Raw genomic sequence first — 23,466 nt, 5'->3', positions numbered from 1 at the left:
AAAAGGGAACGATAGGTCCCTTTTTGGGACTTATCAAGTTGGAAGTGGCATTAAACGTAAGCGCCTGGACTTCTGTGAAGCGAGCTTGCTCGCGATGACGGTGGATCAGTCAACACTGAGCCGGCTGACACTCCGCTATCGCGAGCAAGCTCGCTCCCACATGGGCCCTGCATAGGCTTCAGGATTTGTGCTGCTGAACCAACCCGGCCGCCACCACCAACTCCTCCAACGCCAACAAGTCCGGCACTTTCGCCACATGTTCCCCCACTTGCACCGCCGCCTGCTCCAGCCCGCACAGCGGCACGTCGACATAGCTCAACTGACTGTCGAGCTTGCAGGAGCGGGGAATGCCTTGCACCAGCAGGGCGATGAAACGCAGCTCCGGCCGGCCGCCCAGGGCGTTGAGGATGACGATGCGTGCTCGCTCGCCGATCACGGTTTTCTGGCCGCAGGCCGATTCGAAGCTCAGCAGCGGGATTTGCCGTTCGCGCCAGCTCACCCACCCCAGGAACCACGGCGGGGTGTCCATATCGAAGGCGCTGCTCTGGTAGTCGATCAGTTCGGCCACCGCCACGTTGGGCAGGATCAGGTGGCGGTCGGCCAGTGGCAGCAGCAGGCCGGTGAGGTGGCTGGCGCGTGAGTGATGCAGGTCATGCATGGGTTCTGCTCCAGTAGGCGATGCTGTCGAGCAGCACCGATTCCTGGTACGGCTTGCCCAGGTAGTCGTTGACACCGATGGCCATGGCGCGGTCGCGGTGTTTCTGGCCCGTGCGGGAGGTGATCATGATAATCGGCAGGTGCGCCAGGCGTGGGTCGTTGCGCACTTGCGTGGCCACTTCGAAGCCGTCCATGCGCGGCATCTCGATGTCCAGCAGCATCAGGTCAGGCGCGTGCTCGGACAGCAGCGCCATGGCGTCCACGCCGTCCTTGGCGGTCAGGACGTGCATGCCATGGCGCTCCAGCAGGCGGCTGGTGACCTTGCGCACCGTCACCGAGTCGTCCACCACCAGCACCAGCAGTGGCCGTTGCGGTTCGCCCTCGCCTTCCGCCGGCACCTGGCGGCGCGGGACCTGGTGGGGCAAGGCGCGGATCGGCGCCAGCAGGTCGAGAATCAACACCACCCGGCCATCCCCCAGGATCGTCGCCCCGGACAGGCCCTGCACCGCCGAGAACTGCGGGCCAAGGCTCTTGACCACGATCTCCCGGGTCCCGGCGATAGCGTCCACCTGCACGGCCACGTGCCGCTCGTTGCACTGCACCAGCAGCACCGGCAACGGCTGGCTCTGGCCCAGCAGCTTCGGCCGGGCGCCGGTTTTCAGCAGCTCGCCCAGGTAGCACAGTTCATAGCGTTGCCCGGCGTAGGTATAGGTCGGCGGGTCGAGTTGGTAATGGCCGTCCAGTTCGGCCGGCAACACCCGGACAATGCTTTCGATGGCGTTCAGCGGGATCGCGTACTGGTCTTCGTGACAATGCACCATCAACGCCCGGTTCACCGCCACGGTAAACGGCAGGCGAATGCGGAAATGCACGCCCTGCCCCGGCGTGGAATCGATGGTCATGCTGCCGCCCAACTGCCGCACCTCTTCGTGGACCACGTCCATGCCCACGCCACGCCCGGAGATCTGGGTGATTTTTTCCGCCGTGGAAAACCCCGGTTGCAGGATGAACTGCAGCACGTCGCGGTCGCTGATATCGCTGTCCGGCGTCAGCAGGCCCCGCTTGATCGCCTTGGTCCGCACCGCCTCCAGCGGCACGCCGGCACCGTCGTCGCGGATGTCGAAAATGATGTCGCCGCCTTCCCGCGACAGGTCGAGGCTGATGCGCCCTCGCGCCGGCTTGCCAGCGGCGAGGCGCACGTCGGCCGGTTCCAGGCCGTGGTCGACGGCGTTGCGCAGCATGTGTTCCAGGGGCGCGGCCATACGCTCCAGGACGTTACGGTCCATCTCGCCGTCGGCATTGCCCACCACGAACTCCACGTCCTTGCCCAGTTCCTGCGCCACTTGCCGGACGATGCGCTTGAGCCGCGGCAGCATGCGCTCGAACGGCACCATGCGCGTGCGCATCAGGCCTTCCTGGAGCTCGGTGTTGATCCGCCCCTGCTGTTGCAGCAGAAGCTCGGCATCATGATTACTGCGATCCAGGGTTTCCTTGAGTTCGAGCAAGTCCGAGGCAGACTCGAACAGCGCCCGGGACAGCTGCTGCAACTGGGAATGCCGATCCATCTCCAGCGGGTCGAACTCTTCGTAGCCCAGGCGCTCGGCCTCCACCTGTTGACGACTGAGAATCCGCCCCTGGGTTTCGGTATCCAGGCGCCGCAATTGGTCGCGCATGCGCTCGATGGTGGTTTCCATTTCGCCCAGGGCCACGCGTGCGTCGTTGACCTGCTGTTCGATGCGCCCACGGAAAATCGAGGTTTCCCCCGCCAGGTTCACCAGGTCGTCGAGCAGCTCGGCGGAGACCTTGACCATGTCCGCACCGTCGCCCGCTGCACTGGGGTCTTGTCTGGCGGGCGCTGCGGGCGGACTTGCGATGGGGGGCGTGATCGGCTCCGGCGCCGGGGCAGCCTGGGCCACCGCACTTGCCTGGGGATGATTCACCGCCTGGATCTGCGCGATCAGCCGATCGGCCAGCGGGCACGGATGGCCGGCGCGCACCGCATCGAGCATCTGCGCCAGTCGGTCATGACTGCTTTGCAGCAAGGCGAACAGCGCCGGGGTCGGCTGGAGCAGGCCCGCCGACAGGCCTTCGTAGAGGTTTTCCAGCTCGTGGGCCAGGTCGCCGATAGGGACGATTTCCACCATCCGCGCACCGCCCTTGAGGGTGTGCAAATCCCGCAGCAGGGTTTCCACGGCCTGGCGATTCGACGGTTCTTCCTGCCAGCGCAGCAGCGCCGCGCCTGAGCTGTCGAGGATGTCGAAGCCTTCTTCAAGGAAGATTTCCAGCAACTCGGGATCATGGCCGGCACCGTCGGCCTGGGCCGCTGCGCTCGTCTCGATGGCGTTCGGCTTGTCCTGGCGGAACCTTCGGATAGAGTCGATCAGCGCAACGGGATCGCCCAACGGTTGGCCCTGTTGCAACTGTCCGAGCAACAGGTCGAGGCGTTCGTGGCTGCTGACGAGCAGTTGCGCCAGTTCCTCGCTGTAGCTGTAGCGCCGGTCCACCAGCCCTTCGTAAAGGTTTTCGAGCTCCTGGGCCAGGTCGCTCACCGGCCGGATGTCGGCCATCCGCGCGCCGCCCTTGAGGGTGTGCAAGTCACGTTGCAGCGAGGACAGCGGCGCACCGTTATCCGGATCGGCCAACCAGCGTTGCAAGGCCTGGGCGGCACTTTCGAGGATGTCCTGGGCCTCTTCGAGGAAAATCGACGCGAGGTCATCTTCCACCGAGGTCTCGGCGGGCGCGTCGCGTTCCATTTCCGCCGTCGCGTGGCCCAGTTCGCGGATACTCAGCGTGCGGCTGCCGTCGCTGCGGATCAGGCCAGTGGCCGACGGGTCGAGGCTCTCCTGAAGCAGGCGACGCAGGGCCGCTACTCGCTCCGGCTGCGCACGCACATGCTGCCCGGCCGCCAGCTGATCGAGCATGTCGATCAGCGCTTCATGGGCGAGCTGCGCCTGCCGGAAAAATTCATCGCTGACCGCCAGGCTGCTTTCTTCCACCGCGCCGTAGAGGTCCAGCAAGGCTTCGCAAAGTTCGTCCACTGGGTGCAGATCGGCCAGGTGCGCGCCTTCGCCGAGGGTTGTCAGCTCATCCAGCAGCGCACTCAGTTCCTGGCCTTCACCGGGGTGCTGCTGCCAGCGCTGCAAGAGGCTTTCGGCGTCCAGCAGGATGTCCATGCCCTGGGCGAGGAAGTTGTTGATCAGTTGTGGATCGCGCTTGGTCCGTAGTGCTTTGTCCGGCGCACTGTTGGCGGCGTGCAGACGCTCGGCCAGCAGGGCCTGGGCACGCTGGATCAGGTCCTCGGCGTCGGGGATCGGCGCCAGCGGCTCGCTGTGCAACTGGCGCAGGCCGCGGCGCAACAACCCTTCGGCCTCCAGCAGCAATTCCACCTCATCCAGGTCGAGGGCAATCAGGTGCGCCCGGTACTCCCGGGCCAGCTCATCCATCGCACCGGCCAACTCGGCGATGGGCAGGACGCCGGCCATCGAAGCGCTGCCCTTGAGGGTGTGCAAGGCCCGCTGCAATTCATCGCTGGCCTGCAACGGCAGGTGGTCGGCCGCCTGGTCGAGAAAACGATTGAGGCTGGCGAGGTGGCCCTGGGCTTCGTTGTCGAAGATCTTCAACAACAGCGGATCGAGAGCGGCCACGTCCTGCTCGTCGTCTTCGTCGTCTTCATCGCCGCCCTTGGCCAGGGCATGGGCGCGGGCGGCCAGACGGTCGACGTCATCGCGCTGGCGTTGCCGATTGGCCGCGAAATCGGCCACCAGGTCCGGCAACAACTGCACCGTGTCTTCGATCAACTGGCGGACCGACACCTGCGGTTCGACGCTGCGCTCCAGCACCCGGTTGAGCAGGTTTTCCACAGCCCAGGCCAGTTCACCCAGCACCAGCGCCCGCACCATCCGACCACTGCCCTTGAGGGTGTGGAAGGCCCGGCGCAGTTCGCTCAAGGCGCCGTGGTCGTCGGGATGCGCACTCCAGCGCGGCAAGTATTCACGCAGAACGTCGAGCACCTCGGCGGTTTCCTCGAGGAAGACCTCACGCAACTCGTCGTCCACCGGGCTCTCGTCCAGTGGTGGAGGCAACAGGCTGCCTGGGGTGCTCCTGGCCGGCGGATTGACCGCCGACACCGGGCTGGCCAGCACCTGTGCCAAGGACTGCACCGTCTGCGGGTCATCCAGTTCCTGCAAGTCCTGCATGACCTGGGCTTCGTTGGGACTCAACACATCGTCAAGCACCGGCACCCGCGCTTCATCAGGGTAATAACCGAGCGCGGCCAGGCTCCGTTCGACCCCATCGAGCAAGGGCTCGCCAGGGGTTTCCGGGTCCTCGCTCAAGCGCTCCAGGTAGTATTCGAGACCGGTGATGACGTCGGCCAAATGGTCGAGTTCTTCCCAGCCCGGCTGGGCCTGCTCCAGCAACAGATGGTCGCGGATGAACGCATTGCAGGACTCCACCAGGCTGGCGGCACGGCTCAGGGGGATCATCGCCAGCGCACCGCGCACCTGGGTCAGCAGCGCTGGCAACGGTTGCAGCTGCTCGCTGTTCCAGTCCGCGTCGATGTAGTCGACGATCATATCCTTGGCCTGTTGCAGGCAGGTGTGGGTTTCCTTGATGACGATCTGGTGGATCTGGGTCAGGTCGGTGGTGGGCAGGTGCGTGTCTTCGCGGCTCTCGGGCTCGACGGTGCCGACCATGCCGGCCAGGGTCGCCTCGACATAGAGCAAGGCCCCGGCAACGTCCATGAGGGTCGCGTCATCCGGCTCGCGTTGGCCCTGGGCGAGGCTCAGCACCACCGCCAACTGATCGATGATGACCTTGCGCGGCTGGCCGAAACCCAGCACCGCCAAGGTGTCGGCGATCTGCCGCAACGGCGCCAGCAGGCTGTCCAGTTCCGAGGCGTGCTGGCGATCGCTGCGCACGAACAGGTCCAGGCGCTCCTTGACCCGTACCAACTCCTCGCACAGCGCGGCGAGCACCGAGCGCATGGCATCGCGGTCGGGCCCGGCCAGGCGCGCGCGCTCTTCGTCGACCATGGCGCTGTCGGGCAGCGCGTCGTCCAGTGAGTAGCGTTCTTTCATGATCTGCATCTGCCCGCTGGGATGTTCGGCCTTGGCAATATAGAACAACAAGCTCTTGAGCAGGTGGGGCGGTGCCGGCTGATTGATGCCGGGCATGCCTTGGTCCAGCAGCCGCTTGAGCTCCTTGTCGGCTTCCTTGAACAGGCTGCGCAGCGCCGGGCTGTTGGCGATGCACCCGTCACGCATGCCTTCGACCAGCGCTGAGGCCACTTGCCATAAGGCATTGAGCGGCGCCCCGGCACACAACGTTTCCAGGCGCTGGAAAACCTTGGCCAGGTAACCGAGGTGGGTCGCGTCATCCTGCTCGCGCAGCAGGCCCACCAGGGCCATTTGCAGGGTCTGGCGCCATTTGCGCAAGGTGTTCGGCAGGTCAGCGGGTTCGAGGCGCTGCAAGGCCTCGTCGCTGAGCGGCGCAATATCGGGCAGTTCGGGACTGAACAGGCTGGTTTCCGACAACAGGCTCTCGCCCCGGGCACTGCGCAGGTCGTTGATCAAGGGCAACACCACCAGTGGCAGATCGCGGCGGGCGCCTTGTATGCGGTCCAGGTAGATCGGCAACTGCCCCAGGGCCTGGCTCAACAGACTGATGGCTTCATCGCGATGGGTGACGCGGTTGTCCTGCAGGGCGGCGCACAGCTGCTCCATCTCCTCGGCCAGCAACGCCGCACCGTAGAACTCGACCATCTGCAGGCCGCCGTGGACCTGATGAATGCAGGCCAGGCATTGCCCGAGGGCATCCGACGCCTGGGGATCGTCCACCAGGCGGTTGAGGGCCAGATGAGCCTGCTTCAGCGTTTCGGCAATCTCGCCCTTGACCCATTCCAGGGCCACGTAGTCGTGCCGATCACCCATAACCACTCCAAATCAACAGTCGTATACCTGTGGTACGGCCCAGAACCCCGTGGCGAGGGAGCTTGCTCCCGCTTGAGTGCGCAGCGCTCACAAAATATTTGGGGCGGCTGCGCCACCCAGCGGGAGCAAGCTCCCTCGCCACAAAAGCGCCCTTGCCACAGGTACATCCCCTCCCAGCAGGTCAGTCACCCTTTTTCCTCATCGCCAGCCGCTGCCGCCGCCGGCAAGGTAAACCCCGACACCGAACGGCGCAGCTGGCTGGCCATTTTCGCCAGGTTGCCGATGCTTTCGGCGGTGGCGGTGGAGCCCGACGAAGTCTGCGTGGTGATCTGCTGGATCACGTTCATGGTCAAGGAAATCTGCCCCGCCGAGGTGGTCTGTTGCTGCGCCGCGTTGGAGATGCTCTGGATCAGCGCCGCCAGGGTCTTGGACACACCTTCGATCTCTTCCAGGGCGACGCCGGCGTCCTGGGCCAGTCGCGCACCGCGCACCACTTCGGTGGTGGTCTGCTCCATGGAAATCACCGCTTCGTTGGTGTCGGCCTGGATCGCCCGCACCAGGGTTTCGATTTGCCGGGTCGCCGCCGAAGAACGCTCGGCCAGGCGTTGCACTTCATCGGCCACCACCGCGAACCCGCGCCCGGCATCACCGGCCATGGACGCCTGGATGGCGGCGTTGAGGGCCAGAATGTTGGTCTGGTCGGCGATGTCGTCGATCAGGCTGACAATGTCGCCAATTTCCTGGGATGACTCGCCCAGGCGCTTGATGCGCTTGGCGGTGTCCTGGATCTGCTCGCGAATGTTGTCCATGCCATGAATGGTGTTGTGCACCACCTCGTTACCCTTGTTGGCAATCTCCACCGAACGTTCGGCCACCGCCGACGATTCGGCGGCATTGGCCGACACCTGGTCGATGGACTGGGCCATTTCATTAATTGAAGTCGAAGCTTCGGAAATTTGCTGGGCCTGGTGCTCGGACGCCTGGGCCAGGTGCATCGCCGTGGCCTGGGTTTCCTGCACGGCGGCGGCGACCTGGCCGGCGGTGAGGTTGATGGTCGCCACCAGATCGCGCAGTTGGTCCACCGAGTAGTTGATGGAATCGGCGATGGTGCCGGTGAAATCCTCGGTGACCGAGGCCGTGACGGTCAGGTCGCCGTCGGCCAGGTCCTCGATTTCATCCAGCAGCCGCATGATCGCGTTCTGGTTGCGCTCGTTCTTTTCCGCGGTTTCGTGCAACTGGCGGTTGGTCTCGCGGACCATCACCAGCCCGATCAGGATGATCGACATCAGCGCCAGCAGGCCCAGCACATAACCGCCGATGGTATTGACGGAACGCCCGCCGGCCAGGTTCTCGAAGGCCGTGGCCAGGTGCGAAGCCTCGTCGAGCAAGGTCTGCGACAGGTTGAAGATATTGCCGGCCGATTCGCGGACCTTGAACAGCTCCGGCGAGGTCTCGAGGATTTCATCCACCGAGCCGGAGACGAACTCGAACAGCTCGCTGATTTCGCTCAGCCGCGCCCGGGCATCGCGGTCCTGGACCTGGGAGATTTTCAGGGCCGGGTCACCTTGCAACATGCCATTGAGCACCTGGCCAAAACGCGCCGCGTCGCGACCGAAGGTATCGGCGGCCTGGCTGGCGTTTTCGTCCCCTGCCAGCACGGTATTCACCGCGCCGAGAATCCGCTCGGCCAGCAGGGACTGGCGCTGGGCCATGGCCACCTGGGTGGCGGGGGCGCCGCGTTGCAGCAGGATTTCGACGACTTTTTCGTACTCGACCTGCAACTGCGGCACGGTTTCGGCCAGGGTGGCCGCCACCTGGTGCAGCGACAACACGGTCTGTTCGCTGGAGAGGATGGCATCGGTGTTCTTGAGCAGGCGCTCCCAATCCAGCTGTACGGCGCGCATCTGCGGGCGCAGGGTGGCGGGCGCAGGCGGCAGGCCGGTCACCGGGTCGCCCTGTTTCAGGTAGCCCCAGCGCTGGGCGAAGTCATTGCGCGCATCGCTCAGCAGCTTGAACGCCGCAGGCTTGCCGGCGGCGGCCTCGGTGGCGTTCTTGGCGATGCGCTGGGACAGCACCCGCAGCTCACCGGCATGGCCGATGTACTGTTTGTCGTAGGTGGACTGGGTGTTGAGGTAAGCGAAGTTGGCGAACAGCAGCACGATGAAGACGATCAGCGCGACGAACAGCACGATGATCTGCGAACGACTGCGCGACGCTTCCAGTGGCTTGCCTGTTTTTGCTTTGATCATCGGTTCTCGCCTGTGCTACCCAGTCCAACTCACTCACCGTGGTCCCCATGTGGGAGCGAGCTTGCTCGCGATAGCCTTGGATCAGTCAGCATTGCTCTGGCTGACCCACCGCAATCGCGAGCAAGCTCGCTCCCACAAGGGGCCTGCGCTGCTTCTCGTCAAATCGCCACATCCATGAACCCCGGCGACCGCGCCAGGGCAAACGGGCTGAACACCTGCCACTCGCGCTCGCCGCCGAACCGGCCCTTGACGAAGGCCGCTTCCGGGCCGTCGTGGTCGTCCACCAGCATCGGTTCCAGACTGTCCTGGGCAAAGTGCTGCAGCCCGAGGACCTCGTCCACCAGCAACCCGGCGAACACCTCGTCGTGGTCCACCACCAGCACTCGCCGCTGCTTGCGCACGGTGGACAACTCATGGCCGAAGAACCCGCACAAATCCATCAACGGCAACAAGCGCCCGCGCAGGTTAGCCACGCCACGCACCCACGGCTTGACCCCGGGCAAATGCGTGTGACGAGGCTCGTGCAGCACTTCGCTGACTTCGCCCATCGGCGCCACGTACCAGTGCTCGCCCAGACGAAAGCCGATGCCGCTCCAGCCGGCACGATGGGTCGGCTGGGAGGGCAGGTCCGCCCCCAGCAGCCGGCAACGCCGGTCGATCTGCAGCAGCAGTTCGAAGGCCGTCAGGGATTGGCTCATGGCCGCGCCGTCAACCCGCCAGCACTTTGTTCAGGGTCGCGATCAGGGTTTCTTCGTCCACCGGCTTGGTCAGGTAGTCCTTCGCCCCCTGGCGCGTACCCCAGACCTTGTCGGTGTCCTGATCCTTGGTGGTGATGATGATCACCGGGATATGGCCGGTGTCCGGGTCCTTGGTCAACTGGCGCGTGGCCTGGAAACCATTGAGGCCGGGCATGACGATGTCCATCAGCACCGCATCGGGTTTTTCCTGGCGGGCCAGCGCCACGCCATCGGCGCCATTCTCGGCCTTCAGGACCTGATGGCCGTGCTTTTCCAGCATGCCGGTCAGTTTGTACATTTCAGTCGGCGAATCATCGACGATCAGAACTCGTGCCATGGTGTTCCCCATTTTCTTGTTGACCCCAGGCCCGTTGGCCGAGTGTCATTAATGTGCCTGGTGCGGCTGGACAGCGGCAAAGCCCGGGACATGGGCCTGTATCGCCCCCAGCAGTTCTTCCTTGCTGAACGGCTTGGTCAAAAACTGATCGGAACCGACGATGCGCCCCTTGGCCTTGTCGAACAACCCATCCCGGGACGACAGCATGATCACCGGCGTGGCCTTGAACGCGCTGTTGTTCTTGATCAGGGCACAGGTCTGGTAGCCATCGAGGCGCGGCATCATGATGTCGACGAAGATGATGCCCGGATGATGGTCGGCGATCTTGGCCAGGGCATCGAAACCGTCGATCGCCGTGATCACCTCGCAGCCCACGTTGCGCAGCAAGGTTTCGGCGGTGCGGCGGATGGTCTTCGAGTCGTCGATGACCATGACCTTCAAGGCGCTGGGTTGCTGTTGCGTAGAGTGCTCTGCCATTGCCGCTGCGGACCGGTTTTTAACGCCTGAGAGTGAACGACAGCGCAAACCCTTGATGTTCAAGGCCCGCACGTCACATGGCAGCCTTTTTAGCACAGTCTCCATCGCCGATCTATCGGCCGCTGGGCGCGGTGGTTTTTCCTTGACCGCCAATCTTCCGGGCGCCACTCTGACGCCACTTTTTCACGCCATTATGTGCCCATCATATTTCGAGGAACCAAGCCATGAGCGTACGCGTCGGCATTGTCATGGACCCTATCGCCAGCATTTCCTATAAAAAGGATAGCTCGCTGGCCATGCTGCTGGCCGCTCAGAAGCGCGGCTGGGAGCTGTTCTACATGGAGCAGCGCGACCTCTACCAGGCCGAAGGCCAGGCACGGGCGCGGATGAAGCCGCTGAACGTCTTCGCCAACCCTGAAAAATGGTTCGAGCTGGGCGACGAGCGCGATGCGCTGCTCAGCGACCTGGACGTGATCCTGATGCGCAAGGATCCGCCGTTCGACATGGAGTTCGTGTACTCCACCTACCTGCTGGAACAAGCGGAAAACGCCGGCGTGCTGGTGGTCAACAAGCCCCAGAGCCTGCGCGACTGCAACGAAAAGCTGTTCGCCACGCTGTTCCCGCAGTGCACGCCGCCGACCATCGTCAGCCGTCGCCCGGACGTATTGCGCGAATTTGCCGACCATCACGGCGACGTGATCCTCAAGCCCCTGGACGGCATGGGCGGTTCCTCGATCTTCCGGCACACTGCCGGCCACCCCAACCTGTCGGTGATCCTGGAAACCCTGACGCTGCACGGCAAGCAGCAGATCATGATCCAGGGTTACTTGCCGGCCATCGTCGACGGCGACAAGCGCATCCTGATGATCGACGGCGAACCGGTGGATTATTGCCTGGCGCGTATCCCGGCCGCCGGTGAAACCCGTGGCAACCTGGCGGCCGGCGGTCGTGGCGAAGCCCGTCCGTTGACCGAGAAGGACCGCTGGATCGCTGCCCAGGTCGGCCCGACCCTGCGGGAAAAAGGCCTGTTGTTCGTGGGCCTGGACGTGATCGGCGAGCACCTGACGGAAATCAACGTCACCAGCCCGACCTGCATCCGCGAGATCGATAACGCCTTCGGCACCGACATCGGCGGCATGCTGATGGATGCCATCGATCAGAAGCTCAAGGCTCGTTGATCCAGATCTGCTGAAGGAAACCCACATTGCGTTATCATGCCCGGCCTGAAAAAAACGCGATGTTGGTTTCCTTGTCATGACACTCCCGTCCGATCTGCCCCTAGAGCTCGCCCATCGTGGCGTGCGCCCGGCCGATCGCCTCGGTTTTACCCTGTTCCTGGCGGCGTTGATCCACCTGGCCTTGCTGCTGGGCGTCGGGTTTGCCACGGTCGAGCCGAAACAGATCAGCCAGACCCTGGAAATCACCCTGGCCACCTTCAAGAGCGAGACCAAGCCCAAGAAGGCCGACTTCCTCGCCCAGGAAAACCAGCAAGGCAGCGGCACCCTGGAAAAAAAGGCGATCCCCAAGACTACCGAGATCGCGCCCTTCCAGGACAACACGGTGCAGAAAGTCACCCCGCCGCCAGCGGCCAAGCCCGAAGTGCAGGAGACAGCGCCCAAGGCGGCCGTGACCACCGTGGCGCCGAAGCCGAAGAAAGCCCCGGTCAAGGAAGAGGTCAAGCCTGATCCCAAGCCCCAGGCCCCCGTGCCCACCTTCGACAGCTCCCAGCTGTCCAGCGACATCGCCAGCCTGGAAGCCGAACTGGCCCAGGAGCAACAGCTCTACGCAAAGCGCCCGCGCATCCACCGCCTGAGCGCCGCTTCGACCATGCGCGACAAGGGTGCCTGGTACAAGGACGAGTGGCGCAAGAAGGTCGAGCGCATCGGCAACCTCAACTACCCTGACGAAGCACGGCGCAAGCAGATCTACGGCAACCTGCGGCTAATGGTCTCGATCAATCGGGACGGTTCGTTGTATGAAGTGCTGGTGCTCGAATCCTCCGGCCAGCCGCTGCTGGACCAGGCCGCCCAGCGGATCGTCCGTCTGGCCGCACCGTTCGCGCCGTTTACCGGGGACCTGTCGGACATCGACCGGCTGGAAATCATCCGCACCTGGAAATTCGCCCGCGGCGACCGGCTGTCCAGTAACTGATAACCACCCAATCCCCTTGTGGGAGCGAGCTTGCTCGCGATAGCAGATGGTCAGTCGACCTCTGTGTTGAATGATCAATTGCTATCGCGAGCAAGCTCGCTCCCACAGGGGATTGGTGACAGTCTCAGGCATTTCCCGGCTTGTCAGTTCGGCCCTGCGCCGCCACACTAGCGCCTATGAAAAACGTCAGCCCCACCTACCTCAAGCATCACTTCCTGATTGCCATGCCGCACATGGCCGATCCGAACTTTGCCCATACCTTGACCTACATCGTCGAGCACACGGCCAATGGGGCCATGGGGCTGGTGATCAATCGCCCGCAGGAGCTGAACCTGGCGGACATTCTTGAGCAACTGCGGCCCGAGATCGAACCGCCACTTTTGTGCCAGCACGTGCCGATTTTCATCGGTGGCCCGGTGCAGACCGACCGCGGTTTCGTGCTCCATCCGTCGGGCCCCAAATACCAGGCCACGGTGGACCTGGACGGCTTGTCGCTGTCCACCTCCCAGGACGTATTGTTCGCCATCGCCGATGGCGTCGGCCCGCAGAAAAGCCTGATCGCCCTCGGCTATGCCGGCTGGGAACCCGGGCAACTGGAAGCCGAGCTGGCCGACAACGCCTGGCTGACCTGCCCGTTCGACGCCGACATCCTGTTCAATACCAGCAGCGAACTGCGCCTGGAAGCGGCGGCCAGCCGGTTGGGGGTCAACCTCAGCCTGCTCACCAGCCAGGCAGGACACGCCTGATGGCCCTGCGCTTGCTGCTGGGCTTCGATTACGGCACCAAACAGATCGGCGTAGCGGTCGGCCAGGTCATTACCGGCCAGGCCCGCGAGTTGTGCACCTTGAAGGCGCAGAACGGTGTTCCGGACTGGAACCAGGTCGAAGCGCTGATCAAGGAATGGAAACCCGATGCCGTGGTGGTCGGCCTGCCGCTGAACATGGACGGCACGCCCAGCGACATGTGCCTGCGCGCCGAAAAGTTCGCCCGCCGGCTCAATGGCCGCTACAACCTGCCCTTCTATACCCATGACGAGCGCCTGACCACCTTCGAGGCCAAGGGCGAGCGCCTGGTGCGCGGCGGGCAGAAAGGCAGCTACCGCGACAACCCGGTGGACGCCATCGCTGCCGCCCTGCTGCTGCAAGGCTGGCTCGACGCCAACGCCGCCCTGTTCGAAACCTGATTTTTTACAAAGCGCCGCCAAGGCGCTTTCTTTTAGCGATAAGCCGCGCCACTCACCACCGGCCCGGGAACCTGAAGGAGCCAGCATGAGCCTGCCCAATCCTGCCGAACTGATCAGCCAGATGGCGATTCGTCTCACGGCACACCTGGAACACCGCGGCATCAGCGAACCGCGCTACATCGGCATTCGCACCGGTGGCGTCTGGGTCGCCCAGGCCTTGCTCGAAGCACTGGGCAGCCAATCGCCGCTGGGCACCCTGGATGTGTCCTTCTACCGCGACGACTTCAGCCAGAACGGCCTGCACCCGCAAGTGCGCCCCTCGGCGCTGCCGTTCGAGATCGAAGGCCAGCACCTGGTGCTGATCGACGACGTGCTGATGAGCGGCCGGACCATCCGCGCTGCCATGAACGAACTGTTCGACTACGGTCGCCCGGCCAGCGTGACGCTGGTGTGCCTGCTGGACCTGGACGCCGCCGAGCTGCCGATCCGGCCGAACGTGGTCGGCGCGACGCTGACGCTGGCCGCCCATGAGCGGGTCAAGCTCTCCGGGCCGTCGCCGCTGCAACTCGAACTGCAAGACCTTGCCCTTTAACTGCCCTTGTAAGAGTCCATCGCGATGACGCCTCTCGAAACCAAGCGCCCGCTGCAGCTCAACGATCAGGGCCAGCTGCGGCACTTCCTGTCCCTCGACGGCCTGCGCCGCGAGTTGTTGACGGAAATCCTCGACACTGCCGACTCCTTCCTCGAGGTCGGTGCCCGGGCAGTGAAGAAAGTCCCGTTGCTGCGCGGCAAGACCGTGTGCAACGTGTTCTTCGAAAACTCCACCCGCACCCGCACCACCTTCGAACTGGCGGCCCAGCGCCTGTCGGCGGACGTGATTACCTTGAACGTGTCCACGTCCTCGGCGAGCAAGGGCGAAACCCTGCTCGACACCTTGCGCAACCTCGAAGCCATGGCCGCCGACATGTTCGTCGTGCGCCACGGCGACTCCGGCGCAGCGCATTTCATTGCCGAACACGTGTGCCCGCAAGTGGCGATCATCAACGGCGGCGACGGCCGTCACGCCCACCCGACCCAGGGCATGCTCGACATGCTGACCATCCGTCGGCACAAGGGCAGCTTCGAGAACCTGTCGGTGGCCATCGTCGGCGACATCCTGCACTCGCGGGTCGCCCGCTCGAACATGCTGGCCCTCAAGACCCTCGGCTGCCCGGACATCCGCGTGATCGCGCCGAAAACCCTGCTGCCCATCGGCGTCGAGCAATACGGCGTGAAGGTCTACACCGACATGACCGAAGGCCTCAAGGATGTGGACGTGGTGATCATGCTGCGCCTGCAACGCGAGCGCATGACCGGCGGCCTGCTGCCCAGCGAAGGCGAGTTCTACCGCCTGTTCGGCCTGACCACCGCCCGCCTGGCCGGGGCCAAGCCGGATGCCATCGTCATGCACCCGGGGCCGATCAACCGCGGCGTGGAGATCGAGTCGGCGGTGGCCGACGGCCCGCACTCGGTGATCCTCAACCAGGTGACCTACGGCATCGCCATCCGCATGGCCGTGCTGTCCATGGCCATGAGCGGGCAAACGGCCCAGCGCCAATTCGACCAGGAGAACGCCCAGTGAAGCTCAGCATTCTCGGCGCACGCGTGATCGATCCGGCCAGTGGCCTGGATCAAGTGACTGACATTCATATCGATGCCTGCAAGATCGTCGCCCTGGGCGCCGCGCCCACCGGTTTCGTGGCGGCTGAAATCCTCGACGCCCAGGGCCTGGTGGCCGCGCCGGGCCTGGTGGACCTGAACGTCGCCCTGCGCGAACCGGGCTACAGCCGCAAAGGCAGCATCGTCAGCGAAACCCGGGCCGCCGCTGCCGGTGGCGTGACCAGCTTGTGCTGCCCACCGCAGACAAAACCGGTGCTGGACACCTCGGCCGTGGCCGAACTGATCCTCGACCGCGCCCGAGAAGCCGGCAACACCAAGGTCTTCCCGATCGGCGCACTGAGCAAAGGCCTCGACGGCGAGCAACTGGCCGAACTCATCGCCCTGCGGGACGCCGGTTGCGTGGCGTTCGGCAACGGCCTGAACAGTTTCCGCAACACCCGTACCCTGTGCCGCGCCCTGGAATACGCGGCGACCTTCGGCCTGACGGTGATCTTCAATTCCCAGGATCACGACCTGGCCGAAGGTGGCCTGGCCCACGAAGGCCCGACCGCCAGCTTCCTCGGCCTGCCGGGCATCCCGGAAACCGCCGAGACCGTGGCCCTGGCCCGGGACCTGCTGTTGGTGGAGCAAAGCGGCGTGCGCGCCCACTTCAGCCAGCTGACCAGCGCCCGCGGCGCGGCGTTGATTGCCCAGGCCCAGGCCCGCGGCTTGCCGGTGACCGCCGATGTGGCGCTGTACCAGTTGATCCTGACCGACGAGGCGCTGATCGACTTCAACAGCGTCTACCACGTCCAGCCGCCGCTGCGCACCCGCGCCGACCGCGATGGCCTGCGCGAGGCGGTGAAGTCCGGGGTGATCTCGGCCATCTCCAGCCATCACCAACCCCACGAGCGCGATGCCAAGCTGGCCCCGTTCGGCGCCACCGAGCCAGGCATCAGCAGCGTCGAACTGCTGCTGCCGCTGGCCCTGACGCTGGTGGAAGACGGCTTGCTGGACCTGCCGACCTTGCTGGCCCGCCTGAGCGCCGGCCCGGCCCAGGCGCTGCAATTGCCAGCGGGGAAACTGGCGGTGGGCGCCCCGGCGGACCTGGTGCTGTTCGACCCTGCCGCGTCCACTGTGGCCGGTGAAGCCTGGCGCTCCAAGGGCGACAACTGCCCGTTCCTCGGTCACAGCCTGCCGGGGGTGGTGCGCTATACCCTGATGGATGGGCGGATCACCCACCAGGCCTGATACCGCGCCGTTCCTATCGCGAGCAAGCTCGCTCCCACAGGGGGATCCTCGGTGAACACATGACGTGTGAACACCTCGATCCAATGTGGGAGCGAGCTTGCTCGCGATACAGGCGACTCGGTCTTACTGAAAAGCCCCACGCTTCTGCGCATTACGAATCGACACCTGATCGTTCAGCGTCCAGAAGTCATACAGCACCCCGAGAAAAAACACCCCGCCGGTCAGCAGGTAAATAATCCCGCTGATCCACTTGCCCTGATACATCCGGTGTACGCCCAGCACCCCGAGAAACGTCAGCAGAATCCACGCCACGCTGTACTCGATCGGCCCTGGGGTGAAACGCAGGTCCGCCTCGCGGTCCATGGCCGGGATCAGGAACAGGTCGATCAGCCAACCGATGCCCAGCAGGCCGAAGGTGAAGAACCAGATCGTGCCCGTGACCGGCTTGCCGTAATAGAAACGGTGGGCGCCGGTAAAACCGAAAATCCACAGCAGATACCCAATGACTTTGCTGTGGGTATCGCGGATTGCGTCCTGCTGATAGCTGTTCATGAATGGCCTCTTTTGCCTCGATAGAAAAATTTGTTCGGACTTTTTGTGACTTTTTTGTGTCTCGCCGACAAGCGGTCCTGGGCAACACGAACCGGGGAAACCCCCGTGTCACGGGGGTTCTGTCGGACAATCAAGCCAAATTGTCGCCATTGTGCAGGGTTTACGCTGGGTTTCGAATCGACAAACGGCCTCGGAATGGCAAAAAAAGCTGTTATAAAGTTGCGCGCTAACCTTTAAGAGCCTTGCCTAATGCGTCCATTTTTCAAGACATGGCTAACCATCTGCCTATTATTGCCACTGGCCGCCCACGCCACCAATCGTGAGCAACGTCTTCCCAACGTCAACGGCTACACCCCGAAATCCCATGTTTCTGCTCCTTCGAGCAAGAACAAGCCAAGCGTCCAGCGCGTGGGCACGGCCAACAGCAAGCTGGTTCCGCCCATGGCGACCAAAGCGAGCAGCAACGTGCTGAGCCGCGCCGTGAATGTACTCGGCACACCCTATCGTTGGGGCGGCAGCAGCCCAAGTAAAGGCTTCGATTGCAGCGGGTTGGTGAAATACGCTTTCAACGACGCCACGTTCGACCTGCCACGCACGTCCAACGCCATGGCCGCCGGTCATGGCGAGAAAGTCGAGCGCAAGGATCTCAAGCCCGGCGACCTGATCTTCTTCAAGCTCAAGAGCCGCCGGGTCAACCACGTGGCCATCTACCTGGGCAACGACCGCTTCATCCACGCCCCACGCCGTGGCAAGTCGGTGACCATCGACACCTTGAACAAGCCGTACTGGGACACCCACTACGTAGTGGCCAAGCGGGTATTGCCGAAAGAACCAGGTGCGCTGCGCGTGGTTCAGCGCTGAGCTGAAGAACTCACCGGCCCCCCTGTGGCGAGGGAGCTTGCTCCCGCTGGGTGGCGCAGCCGCCCCAAAACAGACCAATGATCTCTGGGGGCCCAATTATTTTGGGTCCGCTTCGCGGCCCAGCGGGAGCAAGCTCCCTCGCCACAGGGACCGTATCAGGCCTTACGGACCGCTTCCCCGCCTCAGAAATTATCCGGCGTACGCGCCCGCTCCCGGGCATGTTCGCGGCTGATCAGCCCCTTGTTCACCAAGTCCTTCAAACACATGTCCAGGGTTTGCATCCCCAGCGAGCCGCCGGTCTGGATGGACGAGTACATCTGCGCCACCTTGTCTTCACGGATCAGGTTCCGGATGGCCGAGGTCCCCAGCATGATTTCATGCGCCGCGATACGGCCGCCGCCGATCTTCTTGATCAGCGCCTGGGAAATCACCGCCTGCAACGACTCCGACAACATCGAGCGAACCATGGACTTTTCATCGCCCGGGAACACGTCCACCACCCGGTCGATGGTCTTGGCCGCCGAGGTGGTGTGCAAGGTGCCGAACACCAGATGCCCGGTTTCGGCGGCGGTCAGCGCCAGGCGAATGGTTTCCAGGTCGCGCATCTCGCCCACCAGGATCACGTCCGGATCCTCCCGCAGGGCTGAACGCAGGGCCGTGGAGAAACTTTGGGTGTCGCGGTGCACCTCGCGCTGGTTGATCAGGCATTTGCGCGGCTCGTGAACGAATTCGATAGGGTCTTCGATGGTGAGGATGTGATGGTGCTTATGACTGTTGAGGTAGTCGATCATGGCCGCCAGGGTGGTGGACTTGCCCGAACCGGTCGGCCCGGTCACCAGCACCAGCCCGCGCGGCGATTCGGTCACCTTGCGAAACACCTCGCCCATCCCCAGGTCTTCCATGGTCAGGACTTTCGACGGAATGGTCCGGAACACCGCCCCCGCGCCGCGATTCTGATTGAAGGCGTTGACCCGGAATCGCGCGACGCCCGGCACGTCGAAGGAAAAGTCAGTCTCCAGAAACTTTTCGTAATCCACCCGTTGCCGGTCGTTCATGATGTCGTAGATCAGTTCATGGACCTGCTTGTGGTCCAGCGCCGGCAGGTTGATCCGCCGCACATCGCCATCCACGCGGATCATCGGCGGCAGCCCGGCGGACAGGTGCAGGTCCGACGCCCCCTGTTTGGCGCTGAACGCCAGCAGTTCAGTGATATCCATAGCGCTCCTCAATTCCAGTAGAATGCCGCGAACCTCACCGCTGGCGCTTCCTTTATGTCCACGATAGCAGACAACATTGCTCAGGTTAGTTCGCGCATCCGCACGGCGGAGCAGACCGCCCAACGTGCCGAAGGCAGTGTCCAACTGCTGGCCGTGAGCAAGACCAAGCCTGCCCAGGCCCTGCGTGAAGCCTATGCCGCCGGCCTGCGGGACTTTGGCGAGAACTACCTGCAAGAGGCCCTGGGCAAACAGGTCGAATTGAACGACCTGCCCTTGATCTGGCACTTCATCGGCCCCATTCAATCGAACAAGACGCGCGCTATCGCCGAACACTTCGACTGGGTGCATTCCGTGGATCGTTTGAAAATCGCACAGCGCCTGTCCGAGCAGCGCCCGGCCGAGTTGCCGCCGCTGAACATCTGTATCCAGGTCAACGTCAGCGGTGAAGCCAGCAAATCCGGCTGCGCCCCGGCGGACCTGCCCGCCCTGGCCAGCGCCATCAGCGCTCTGCCGCGCCTGAAGCTGCGCGGGCTGATGGCGATTCCCGAACCCACCGAAGAACGTGTCGCCCAGGATGCAGCCTTCGCCGCCGTTCAACGCCTGCAAGCCAGCCTGGCACTGCCGCTGGACACGCTTTCCATGGGCATGAGCCACGACCTCGAGTCGGCCATTGCCCAAGGCGCCACCTGGGTGCGCATCGGTACTGCCCTGTTTGGTGCCCGCGACTACGGTCAATCCTGAACCATGGCCGACTCATCTCTTTATAAGGACCTGTCATGAGCAACACGCGTATTGCCTTCATCGGCGCCGGCAACATGGCCGCCAGCCTGATCGGCGGCCTGCGGGCCAAGGGCCTGGACGCCTCGCTGATCCGCGCCAGCGATCCGGGTGAAGAGACCCGCGCCCGAGTGAGTGCCGAGCACGGCATCGAAACCTTCGCCGACAATGCCCAGGCCATCGACGGTGCCGACGTCATCGTGCTGGCGGTCAAGCCGCAAGCGATGAAAATCGTCTGCGAAGCCCTTCGCCCCAGCCTCAAGCCCCATCAACTGGTGGTATCGATTGCCGCCGGCATCACCTGCGCCAGCATGAACAACTGGCTCGGCGAGCAGCCGATCGTCCGCTGCATGCCCAACACTCCGGCGCTGCTGCGCCAGGGCGTCAGCGGCCTGTTCGCCACGCCACGCGTGAGCGCCGAGCAACGCCAGCAGGCCGAAACGCTGCTGTCGGCCGTCGGCCTGGCCCTGTGGCTGGACACCGAACAGCAACTGGACGCGGTCACCGCCGTCTCCGGCTCCGGCCCGGCGTACTTCTTCCTGCTGATCGAAGCCATGACCGCCGCTGGCGAAAAACTTGGCCTGACCCGGGAAACCGCCGCCCAGTTGACCTTGCAGACGGCCCTCGGTGCCGCGCACATGGCGGTGTCGAGCGACGTCGATGCGGCCGAGCTGCGTCGTCGCGTAACCTCGCCGGCCGGCACCACCGAAGCGGCCATCAAATCGTTCCAGACCGGGGGCTTCGAAGCCCTGGTGGAAAAAGCACTCGGCGCCGCCGCGCACCGCTCGGCCGAAATGGCCGAACAACTGGGCCAATAAGGAGCCATTCATGATTGGATTGAACACTGCAGCGGTCTACGTGCTGCAAACCCTCGGCAGCCTGTACTTGCTGATCGTGCTACTGCGTTTCGTGCTGCAACTGGTGCGCGCCAACTTCTACAACCCGCTGTGCCAGTTCATCGTCAAGGCCACCCAGCCGCTGCTCAAGCCGCTGCGCCGGATCATCCCGAGCCTGTTCGGCCTGGACATGTCGTCGCTGGTCCTGGCGATCCTCGTGCAACTGGCGCTGATGGCCCTGACCCTGCTGCTGACCTACGGCACCACCGGCAACCCGCTGCAATTGCTGATCTGGTCGCTCATTGGCGTCACCGCGCTGTTCCTGAAGATTTTCTTCTTCGCCATGATCATCAGCGTGATCCTGTCGTGGGTCGCGCCGGGCAGCCATAACCCGGGGGCCGAACTGGTGAACCAGATCTGCGAGCCGGCCCTGGCGCCGTTCCGCCGCCTCCTGCCGAACCTGGGTGGCCTGGATATCTCGCCGATCCTGGCGTTCATGGTGCTCAAGCTGATCGACATGCTGGTGATCAACAACCTGGCGGCGATGACCATGATGCCGGAAATCCTGCGGCTGCTGATCTGACCCCTGTGGCGAGGGAGCTTGCTCCCGCTGGGCTGCGAAGCAGCCCCAAACCGGGCAACGCGTCATGACTGAGTATAGGGAATATCAGCCTGAGGGGCCGCTTCGCGCCCCAGCGGGAGCAAGCTCCCTCGCCACAAAAAACTCATCCGGCACAGGGTTTTCACTCAAGGAACAATCAGCGCCGCCCTTTGCTTGCCGCCCGCCCCAGCGGTCTTTAGACTTACGCCTCATTTCAACGCGAGCAGGGTCGATGCCAGCTGCCTTTCCCCCCGATTCCGTTGGTCTGGTGACGCCGCAAACGGCGCATTTCAGCGAGCCCCTGGCCCTGGCCTGCGGCCGTTCGTTGCCAGCCTATGACCTGATCTACGAAACCTACGGCACCCTCAATGCCACGGCGAGCAATGCCGTGCTGATTTGCCACGCCTTGTCGGGGCATCACCATGCCGCCGGCTACCACAGCATCGACGACCGCAAGCCCGGCTGGTGGGACAGCTGCATCGGCCCGGGCAAGCCCATCGACACCAGCAAGTTCTTCGTGGTCAGCCTGAACAACCTGGGCGGCTGCAACGGTTCCACCGGCCCCAGCAGCCTCAACCCGGACACCGGCAAGCCCTTCGGCGCCGATTTCCCGGTGCTGACCGTGGAAGACTGGGTCCACAGCCAGGCCCGCCTTGCCGACCGCCTCGGTATCGGCCAGTGGGCCGCCGTGATCGGCGGCAGCCTGGGGGGCATGCAGGCCTTGCAATGGACCATCACCTACCCGGACCGCGTGCGCCACTGCCTGGCAATCGCCTCGGCCCCCAAGCTGTCGGCGCAAAACATCGCCTTCAACGAAGTGGCGCGCCAGGCGATCCTCACCGACCCCGAATTCCACGGCGGTTCGTTCCAGGAACACGGCGTGATCCCCAAGCGCGGGCTGATGCTGGCGCGGATGGTCGGGCACATCACCTACCTGTCCGACGACTCCATGGGCGAGAAATTCGGCCGTGGCCTCAAGAGCGAAAAGCTCAACTACGACTTCCACAGCGTCGAGTTCCAGGTCGAAAGCTACCTGCGCTATCAGGGTGAAGAATTCTCCGGGCGTTTCGACGCCAACACGTACCTGTTGATGACCAAGGCCCTGGACTACTTCGATCCGGCGGCGAACTTCGACGATAACCTGGCGAAAACTTTCGCCAATGCCACCGCCAAGTTCTGCGTGATGTCGTTCACCACCGACTGGCGCTTCTCCCCGGCGCGCTCGCGGGAGCTGGTGGACGCGCTGATGGCCGCGCGCAAGGACGTCTGCTACCTGGAAATCGACGCGCCCCAGGGCCACGACGCCTTTTTGATCCCGATCCCGCGCTACCTGCAGGCGTTCGGCAACTACATGAACCGTATAACGCTGTGAGGACGCCATGAGAGCCGATCTGGACATCATCCAGGAATGGATCCCCGCCGGCAGCCGCGTGCTCGACCTGGGCTGCGGCAACGGCGAACTGCTGACCTGGCTGCGGGACAACAAACAGGTCACCGGCTACGGCCTGGAAAACGACCCGGACAACATTGCCGAATGCGTCGCCAAGGGCATCAACGTCATCGAGCAGGACCTGGACAAGGGCCTGGGCAACTTCGCCAGCAACAGCTTCGACATCGTGGTCATGACCCAAGCCCTGCAAGCGGTGCACTACCCGGACAAGATCCTCGACGAAATGCTGCGGGTCGGGCGCCAGTGCATCATCACCTTCCCCAACTTCGGTCACTGGCGCTGCCGCTGGTACCTGGCGAGCAAGGGGCGCATGCCGGTTTCGGATTTCCTGCCCTACACCTGGTACAACACGCCGAACATCCACTTCTGCACCTTCAAGGATTTCGAAGCGCTGTGCCGCGAACGCGAAGCCAAGGTCATCGATCGCCTGGCCGTGGACCAGCAGCACCGCCACGGGTGGGCCAGCAAGCTATGGCCTAATCTGTTAGGTGAAATAGGCATCTATCGGGTCAGCAGCCCAGGCCTTGCCGATTACCAGGTCGCGGTGTAAGCCCCGGCCTCA

The 23,466-nt window shown here is 63.9% G+C and carries 21 protein-coding genes; 13 read left to right on the top strand and 8 right to left on the bottom strand.

Annotated features, from left to right (window positions below; translation table 11 throughout):
- Positions 1-178: 178 nt before the first annotated feature.
- The 6 genes from J4E63_RS29530 to J4E63_RS29505 form a co-directional block, all read right to left on the bottom strand.
- Positions 179-658, bottom strand: a complete 480-nt coding sequence (locus tag J4E63_RS29530; RefSeq protein WP_060740215.1) for a chemotaxis protein CheW — start codon at positions 656-658, stop codon at positions 179-181.
- Positions 651-6,587 carry an Hpt domain-containing protein gene (locus J4E63_RS29525; RefSeq protein ID WP_207284082.1) on the bottom strand — a complete coding sequence of 1,979 codons (5,937 nt, stop codon included), beginning with the start codon at positions 6,585-6,587 and terminating at the stop codon, positions 651-653. Before J4E63_RS29525 ends, J4E63_RS29530 begins: the two co-directional genes overlap by 8 nt.
- A gap of 185 nt (positions 6,588-6,772) precedes the next feature.
- On the bottom strand, positions 6,773-8,836 hold the full coding sequence (locus J4E63_RS29520) for a methyl-accepting chemotaxis protein (RefSeq protein WP_060740213.1): 2,064 nt from the start codon (positions 8,834-8,836) through the stop codon (positions 6,773-6,775).
- A 158-nt stretch (positions 8,837-8,994) separates the two neighbouring features.
- Positions 8,995-9,534: a chemotaxis protein CheW gene (locus J4E63_RS29515; protein WP_060740212.1), complete on the bottom strand. Its 540-nt coding sequence runs from the start codon at positions 9,532-9,534 to the stop codon at positions 8,995-8,997.
- A 10-nt stretch (positions 9,535-9,544) separates the two neighbouring features.
- The gene (gene pilH / locus J4E63_RS29510) at positions 9,545-9,910 is read right to left on the bottom strand and encodes a twitching motility response regulator PilH (protein WP_003206465.1); all 366 of its coding nucleotides are present in this window, start codon (positions 9,908-9,910) and stop codon (positions 9,545-9,547) included.
- A 48-nt stretch (positions 9,911-9,958) separates the two neighbouring features.
- Positions 9,959-10,387: a PleD family two-component system response regulator gene (locus J4E63_RS29505; protein ID WP_060740211.1), complete on the bottom strand. Its 429-nt coding sequence runs from the start codon at positions 10,385-10,387 to the stop codon at positions 9,959-9,961.
- A 224-nt stretch (positions 10,388-10,611) separates the two neighbouring features.
- Between J4E63_RS29505 and gshB the strand changes: the two genes are divergently transcribed.
- The 7 genes from gshB (at position 10,612) to J4E63_RS29470 (ending at position 16,610) form a co-directional block, all read left to right on the top strand.
- Entirely contained in the window at positions 10,612-11,565 is a 954-nt protein-coding gene (gene gshB / locus J4E63_RS29500; RefSeq protein ID WP_060740210.1) for a glutathione synthase, read from the top strand.
- A gap of 76 nt (positions 11,566-11,641) precedes the next feature.
- On the top strand, positions 11,642-12,538 hold the full coding sequence (locus J4E63_RS29495; protein ID WP_207284081.1) for an energy transducer TonB: 897 nt from the start codon (positions 11,642-11,644) through the stop codon (positions 12,536-12,538).
- 176 nt (positions 12,539-12,714) lie between these two features.
- Complete coding sequence (locus tag J4E63_RS29490; protein ID WP_092203077.1) at positions 12,715-13,284, top strand: YqgE/AlgH family protein; 570 nt, start codon at positions 12,715-12,717, stop codon at positions 13,282-13,284.
- Complete coding sequence (gene ruvX, locus J4E63_RS29485) at positions 13,284-13,721, top strand: Holliday junction resolvase RuvX (RefSeq protein WP_003177497.1); 438 nt, start codon at positions 13,284-13,286, stop codon at positions 13,719-13,721. The genes J4E63_RS29490 and ruvX overlap by 1 nt, the downstream gene beginning before the upstream one ends.
- A gap of 85 nt (positions 13,722-13,806) precedes the next feature.
- Entirely contained in the window at positions 13,807-14,313 is a 507-nt protein-coding gene (pyrR, locus tag J4E63_RS29480) for a bifunctional pyr operon transcriptional regulator/uracil phosphoribosyltransferase PyrR (protein WP_060740208.1), read from the top strand.
- Between the two features lie 24 nt (positions 14,314-14,337).
- Entirely contained in the window at positions 14,338-15,342 is a 1,005-nt protein-coding gene (locus J4E63_RS29475) for an aspartate carbamoyltransferase catalytic subunit (RefSeq protein ID WP_003177495.1), read from the top strand.
- Positions 15,339-16,610: a dihydroorotase gene (locus J4E63_RS29470; RefSeq protein ID WP_060740207.1), complete on the top strand. Its 1,272-nt coding sequence runs from the start codon at positions 15,339-15,341 to the stop codon at positions 16,608-16,610. The genes J4E63_RS29475 and J4E63_RS29470 overlap by 4 nt, the downstream gene beginning before the upstream one ends.
- 123 nt (positions 16,611-16,733) lie before the next feature.
- On the opposite strand, the gene J4E63_RS29465 is transcribed toward J4E63_RS29470, so the two are convergent.
- Positions 16,734-17,162 carry a TM2 domain-containing protein gene (locus tag J4E63_RS29465; RefSeq protein WP_060740206.1) on the bottom strand — a complete coding sequence of 143 codons (429 nt, stop codon included), beginning with the start codon at positions 17,160-17,162 and terminating at the stop codon, positions 16,734-16,736.
- Positions 17,163-17,411: 249 nt separating this feature from the next.
- Between J4E63_RS29465 and J4E63_RS29460 the strand changes: the two genes are divergently transcribed.
- Positions 17,412-18,023, top strand: coding sequence for a C40 family peptidase (locus J4E63_RS29460; protein WP_060740205.1), 612 nt, complete (start codon positions 17,412-17,414; stop codon positions 18,021-18,023).
- Positions 18,024-18,205: 182 nt separating this feature from the next.
- On the opposite strand, the gene J4E63_RS29455 is transcribed toward J4E63_RS29460, so the two are convergent.
- Positions 18,206-19,240, bottom strand: a complete 1,035-nt coding sequence (locus tag J4E63_RS29455; RefSeq protein WP_060740204.1) for a type IV pilus twitching motility protein PilT — start codon at positions 19,238-19,240, stop codon at positions 18,206-18,208.
- Positions 19,241-19,294: 54 nt separating this feature from the next.
- Here J4E63_RS29455 and J4E63_RS29450 point away from each other — a divergent pair, with 54 nt between their 5' ends.
- The 5 genes from J4E63_RS29450 (at position 19,295) to metW (ending at position 23,454) form a co-directional block, all read left to right on the top strand.
- Positions 19,295-19,981, top strand: a complete 687-nt coding sequence (locus J4E63_RS29450; RefSeq protein ID WP_207284080.1) for a YggS family pyridoxal phosphate-dependent enzyme — start codon at positions 19,295-19,297, stop codon at positions 19,979-19,981.
- A gap of 35 nt (positions 19,982-20,016) precedes the next feature.
- Positions 20,017-20,835: a pyrroline-5-carboxylate reductase gene (proC, locus tag J4E63_RS29445; protein ID WP_207284079.1), complete on the top strand. Its 819-nt coding sequence runs from the start codon at positions 20,017-20,019 to the stop codon at positions 20,833-20,835.
- Between the two features lie 10 nt (positions 20,836-20,845).
- Entirely contained in the window at positions 20,846-21,436 is a 591-nt protein-coding gene (locus J4E63_RS29440) for a YggT family protein (protein WP_207284078.1), read from the top strand.
- Between the two features lie 250 nt (positions 21,437-21,686).
- Positions 21,687-22,826 carry a homoserine O-acetyltransferase gene (locus tag J4E63_RS29435; protein ID WP_046063237.1) on the top strand — a complete coding sequence of 380 codons (1,140 nt, stop codon included), beginning with the start codon at positions 21,687-21,689 and terminating at the stop codon, positions 22,824-22,826.
- Positions 22,827-22,833: 7 nt separating this feature from the next.
- On the top strand, positions 22,834-23,454 hold the full coding sequence (gene metW, locus J4E63_RS29430; protein WP_060740200.1) for a methionine biosynthesis protein MetW: 621 nt from the start codon (positions 22,834-22,836) through the stop codon (positions 23,452-23,454).
- Positions 23,455-23,466: the final 12 nt, after the last annotated feature.

Origin of the sequence: Pseudomonas sp. FW300-N2F2 (assembly GCF_017351655.1) — a bacterium.
In the GTDB taxonomy this organism is placed as follows: domain Bacteria; phylum Pseudomonadota; class Gammaproteobacteria; order Pseudomonadales; family Pseudomonadaceae; genus Aquipseudomonas; species Aquipseudomonas fluorescens_AA.
This window is presented reverse-complemented; position numbering and strand designations above follow the sequence as displayed.

Excerpts from the sequence above, each read along its gene's own strand:
- J4E63_RS29475 (WP_003177495.1), top strand. The coding sequence starts at position 14,338 with ATGACGCCTCTCGAAACCAAGCGCCCGCTGCAGCTCAACGATCAGGGC.
- gshB (WP_060740210.1), top strand. The coding sequence starts at position 10,612 with ATGAGCGTACGCGTCGGCATTGTCATGGACCCTATCGCCAGCATTTCC.
- J4E63_RS29525 (WP_207284082.1), bottom strand. The coding sequence starts at position 6,587 with ATGGGTGATCGGCACGACTACGTGGCCCTGGAATGGGTCAAGGGCGAG.
- ruvX (WP_003177497.1), top strand. The coding sequence starts at position 13,284 with ATGGCCCTGCGCTTGCTGCTGGGCTTCGATTACGGCACCAAACAGATC.
- J4E63_RS29460 (WP_060740205.1), top strand. The coding sequence starts at position 17,412 with ATGCGTCCATTTTTCAAGACATGGCTAACCATCTGCCTATTATTGCCA.
- J4E63_RS29440 (WP_207284078.1), top strand. The coding sequence starts at position 20,846 with ATGATTGGATTGAACACTGCAGCGGTCTACGTGCTGCAAACCCTCGGC.
- J4E63_RS29455 (WP_060740204.1), bottom strand. The coding sequence starts at position 19,240 with ATGGATATCACTGAACTGCTGGCGTTCAGCGCCAAACAGGGGGCGTCG.
- J4E63_RS29495 (WP_207284081.1), top strand. The coding sequence starts at position 11,642 with ATGACACTCCCGTCCGATCTGCCCCTAGAGCTCGCCCATCGTGGCGTG.
- J4E63_RS29530 (WP_060740215.1), bottom strand. The coding sequence starts at position 658 with ATGCATGACCTGCATCACTCACGCGCCAGCCACCTCACCGGCCTGCTG.
- pyrR (WP_060740208.1), top strand. The coding sequence starts at position 13,807 with ATGAGCCTGCCCAATCCTGCCGAACTGATCAGCCAGATGGCGATTCGT.
- J4E63_RS29505 (WP_060740211.1), bottom strand. The coding sequence starts at position 10,387 with ATGGCAGAGCACTCTACGCAACAGCAACCCAGCGCCTTGAAGGTCATG.
- pilH (WP_003206465.1), bottom strand. The coding sequence starts at position 9,910 with ATGGCACGAGTTCTGATCGTCGATGATTCGCCGACTGAAATGTACAAA.
- J4E63_RS29515 (WP_060740212.1), bottom strand. The coding sequence starts at position 9,534 with ATGAGCCAATCCCTGACGGCCTTCGAACTGCTGCTGCAGATCGACCGG.
- proC (WP_207284079.1), top strand. The coding sequence starts at position 20,017 with ATGAGCAACACGCGTATTGCCTTCATCGGCGCCGGCAACATGGCCGCC.
- metW (WP_060740200.1), top strand. The coding sequence starts at position 22,834 with ATGAGAGCCGATCTGGACATCATCCAGGAATGGATCCCCGCCGGCAGC.
- J4E63_RS29450 (WP_207284080.1), top strand. The coding sequence starts at position 19,295 with ATGTCCACGATAGCAGACAACATTGCTCAGGTTAGTTCGCGCATCCGC.
- J4E63_RS29465 (WP_060740206.1), bottom strand. The coding sequence starts at position 17,162 with ATGAACAGCTATCAGCAGGACGCAATCCGCGATACCCACAGCAAAGTC.
- J4E63_RS29520 (WP_060740213.1), bottom strand. The coding sequence starts at position 8,836 with ATGATCAAAGCAAAAACAGGCAAGCCACTGGAAGCGTCGCGCAGTCGT.
- J4E63_RS29435 (WP_046063237.1), top strand. The coding sequence starts at position 21,687 with ATGCCAGCTGCCTTTCCCCCCGATTCCGTTGGTCTGGTGACGCCGCAA.
- J4E63_RS29490 (WP_092203077.1), top strand. The coding sequence starts at position 12,715 with ATGAAAAACGTCAGCCCCACCTACCTCAAGCATCACTTCCTGATTGCC.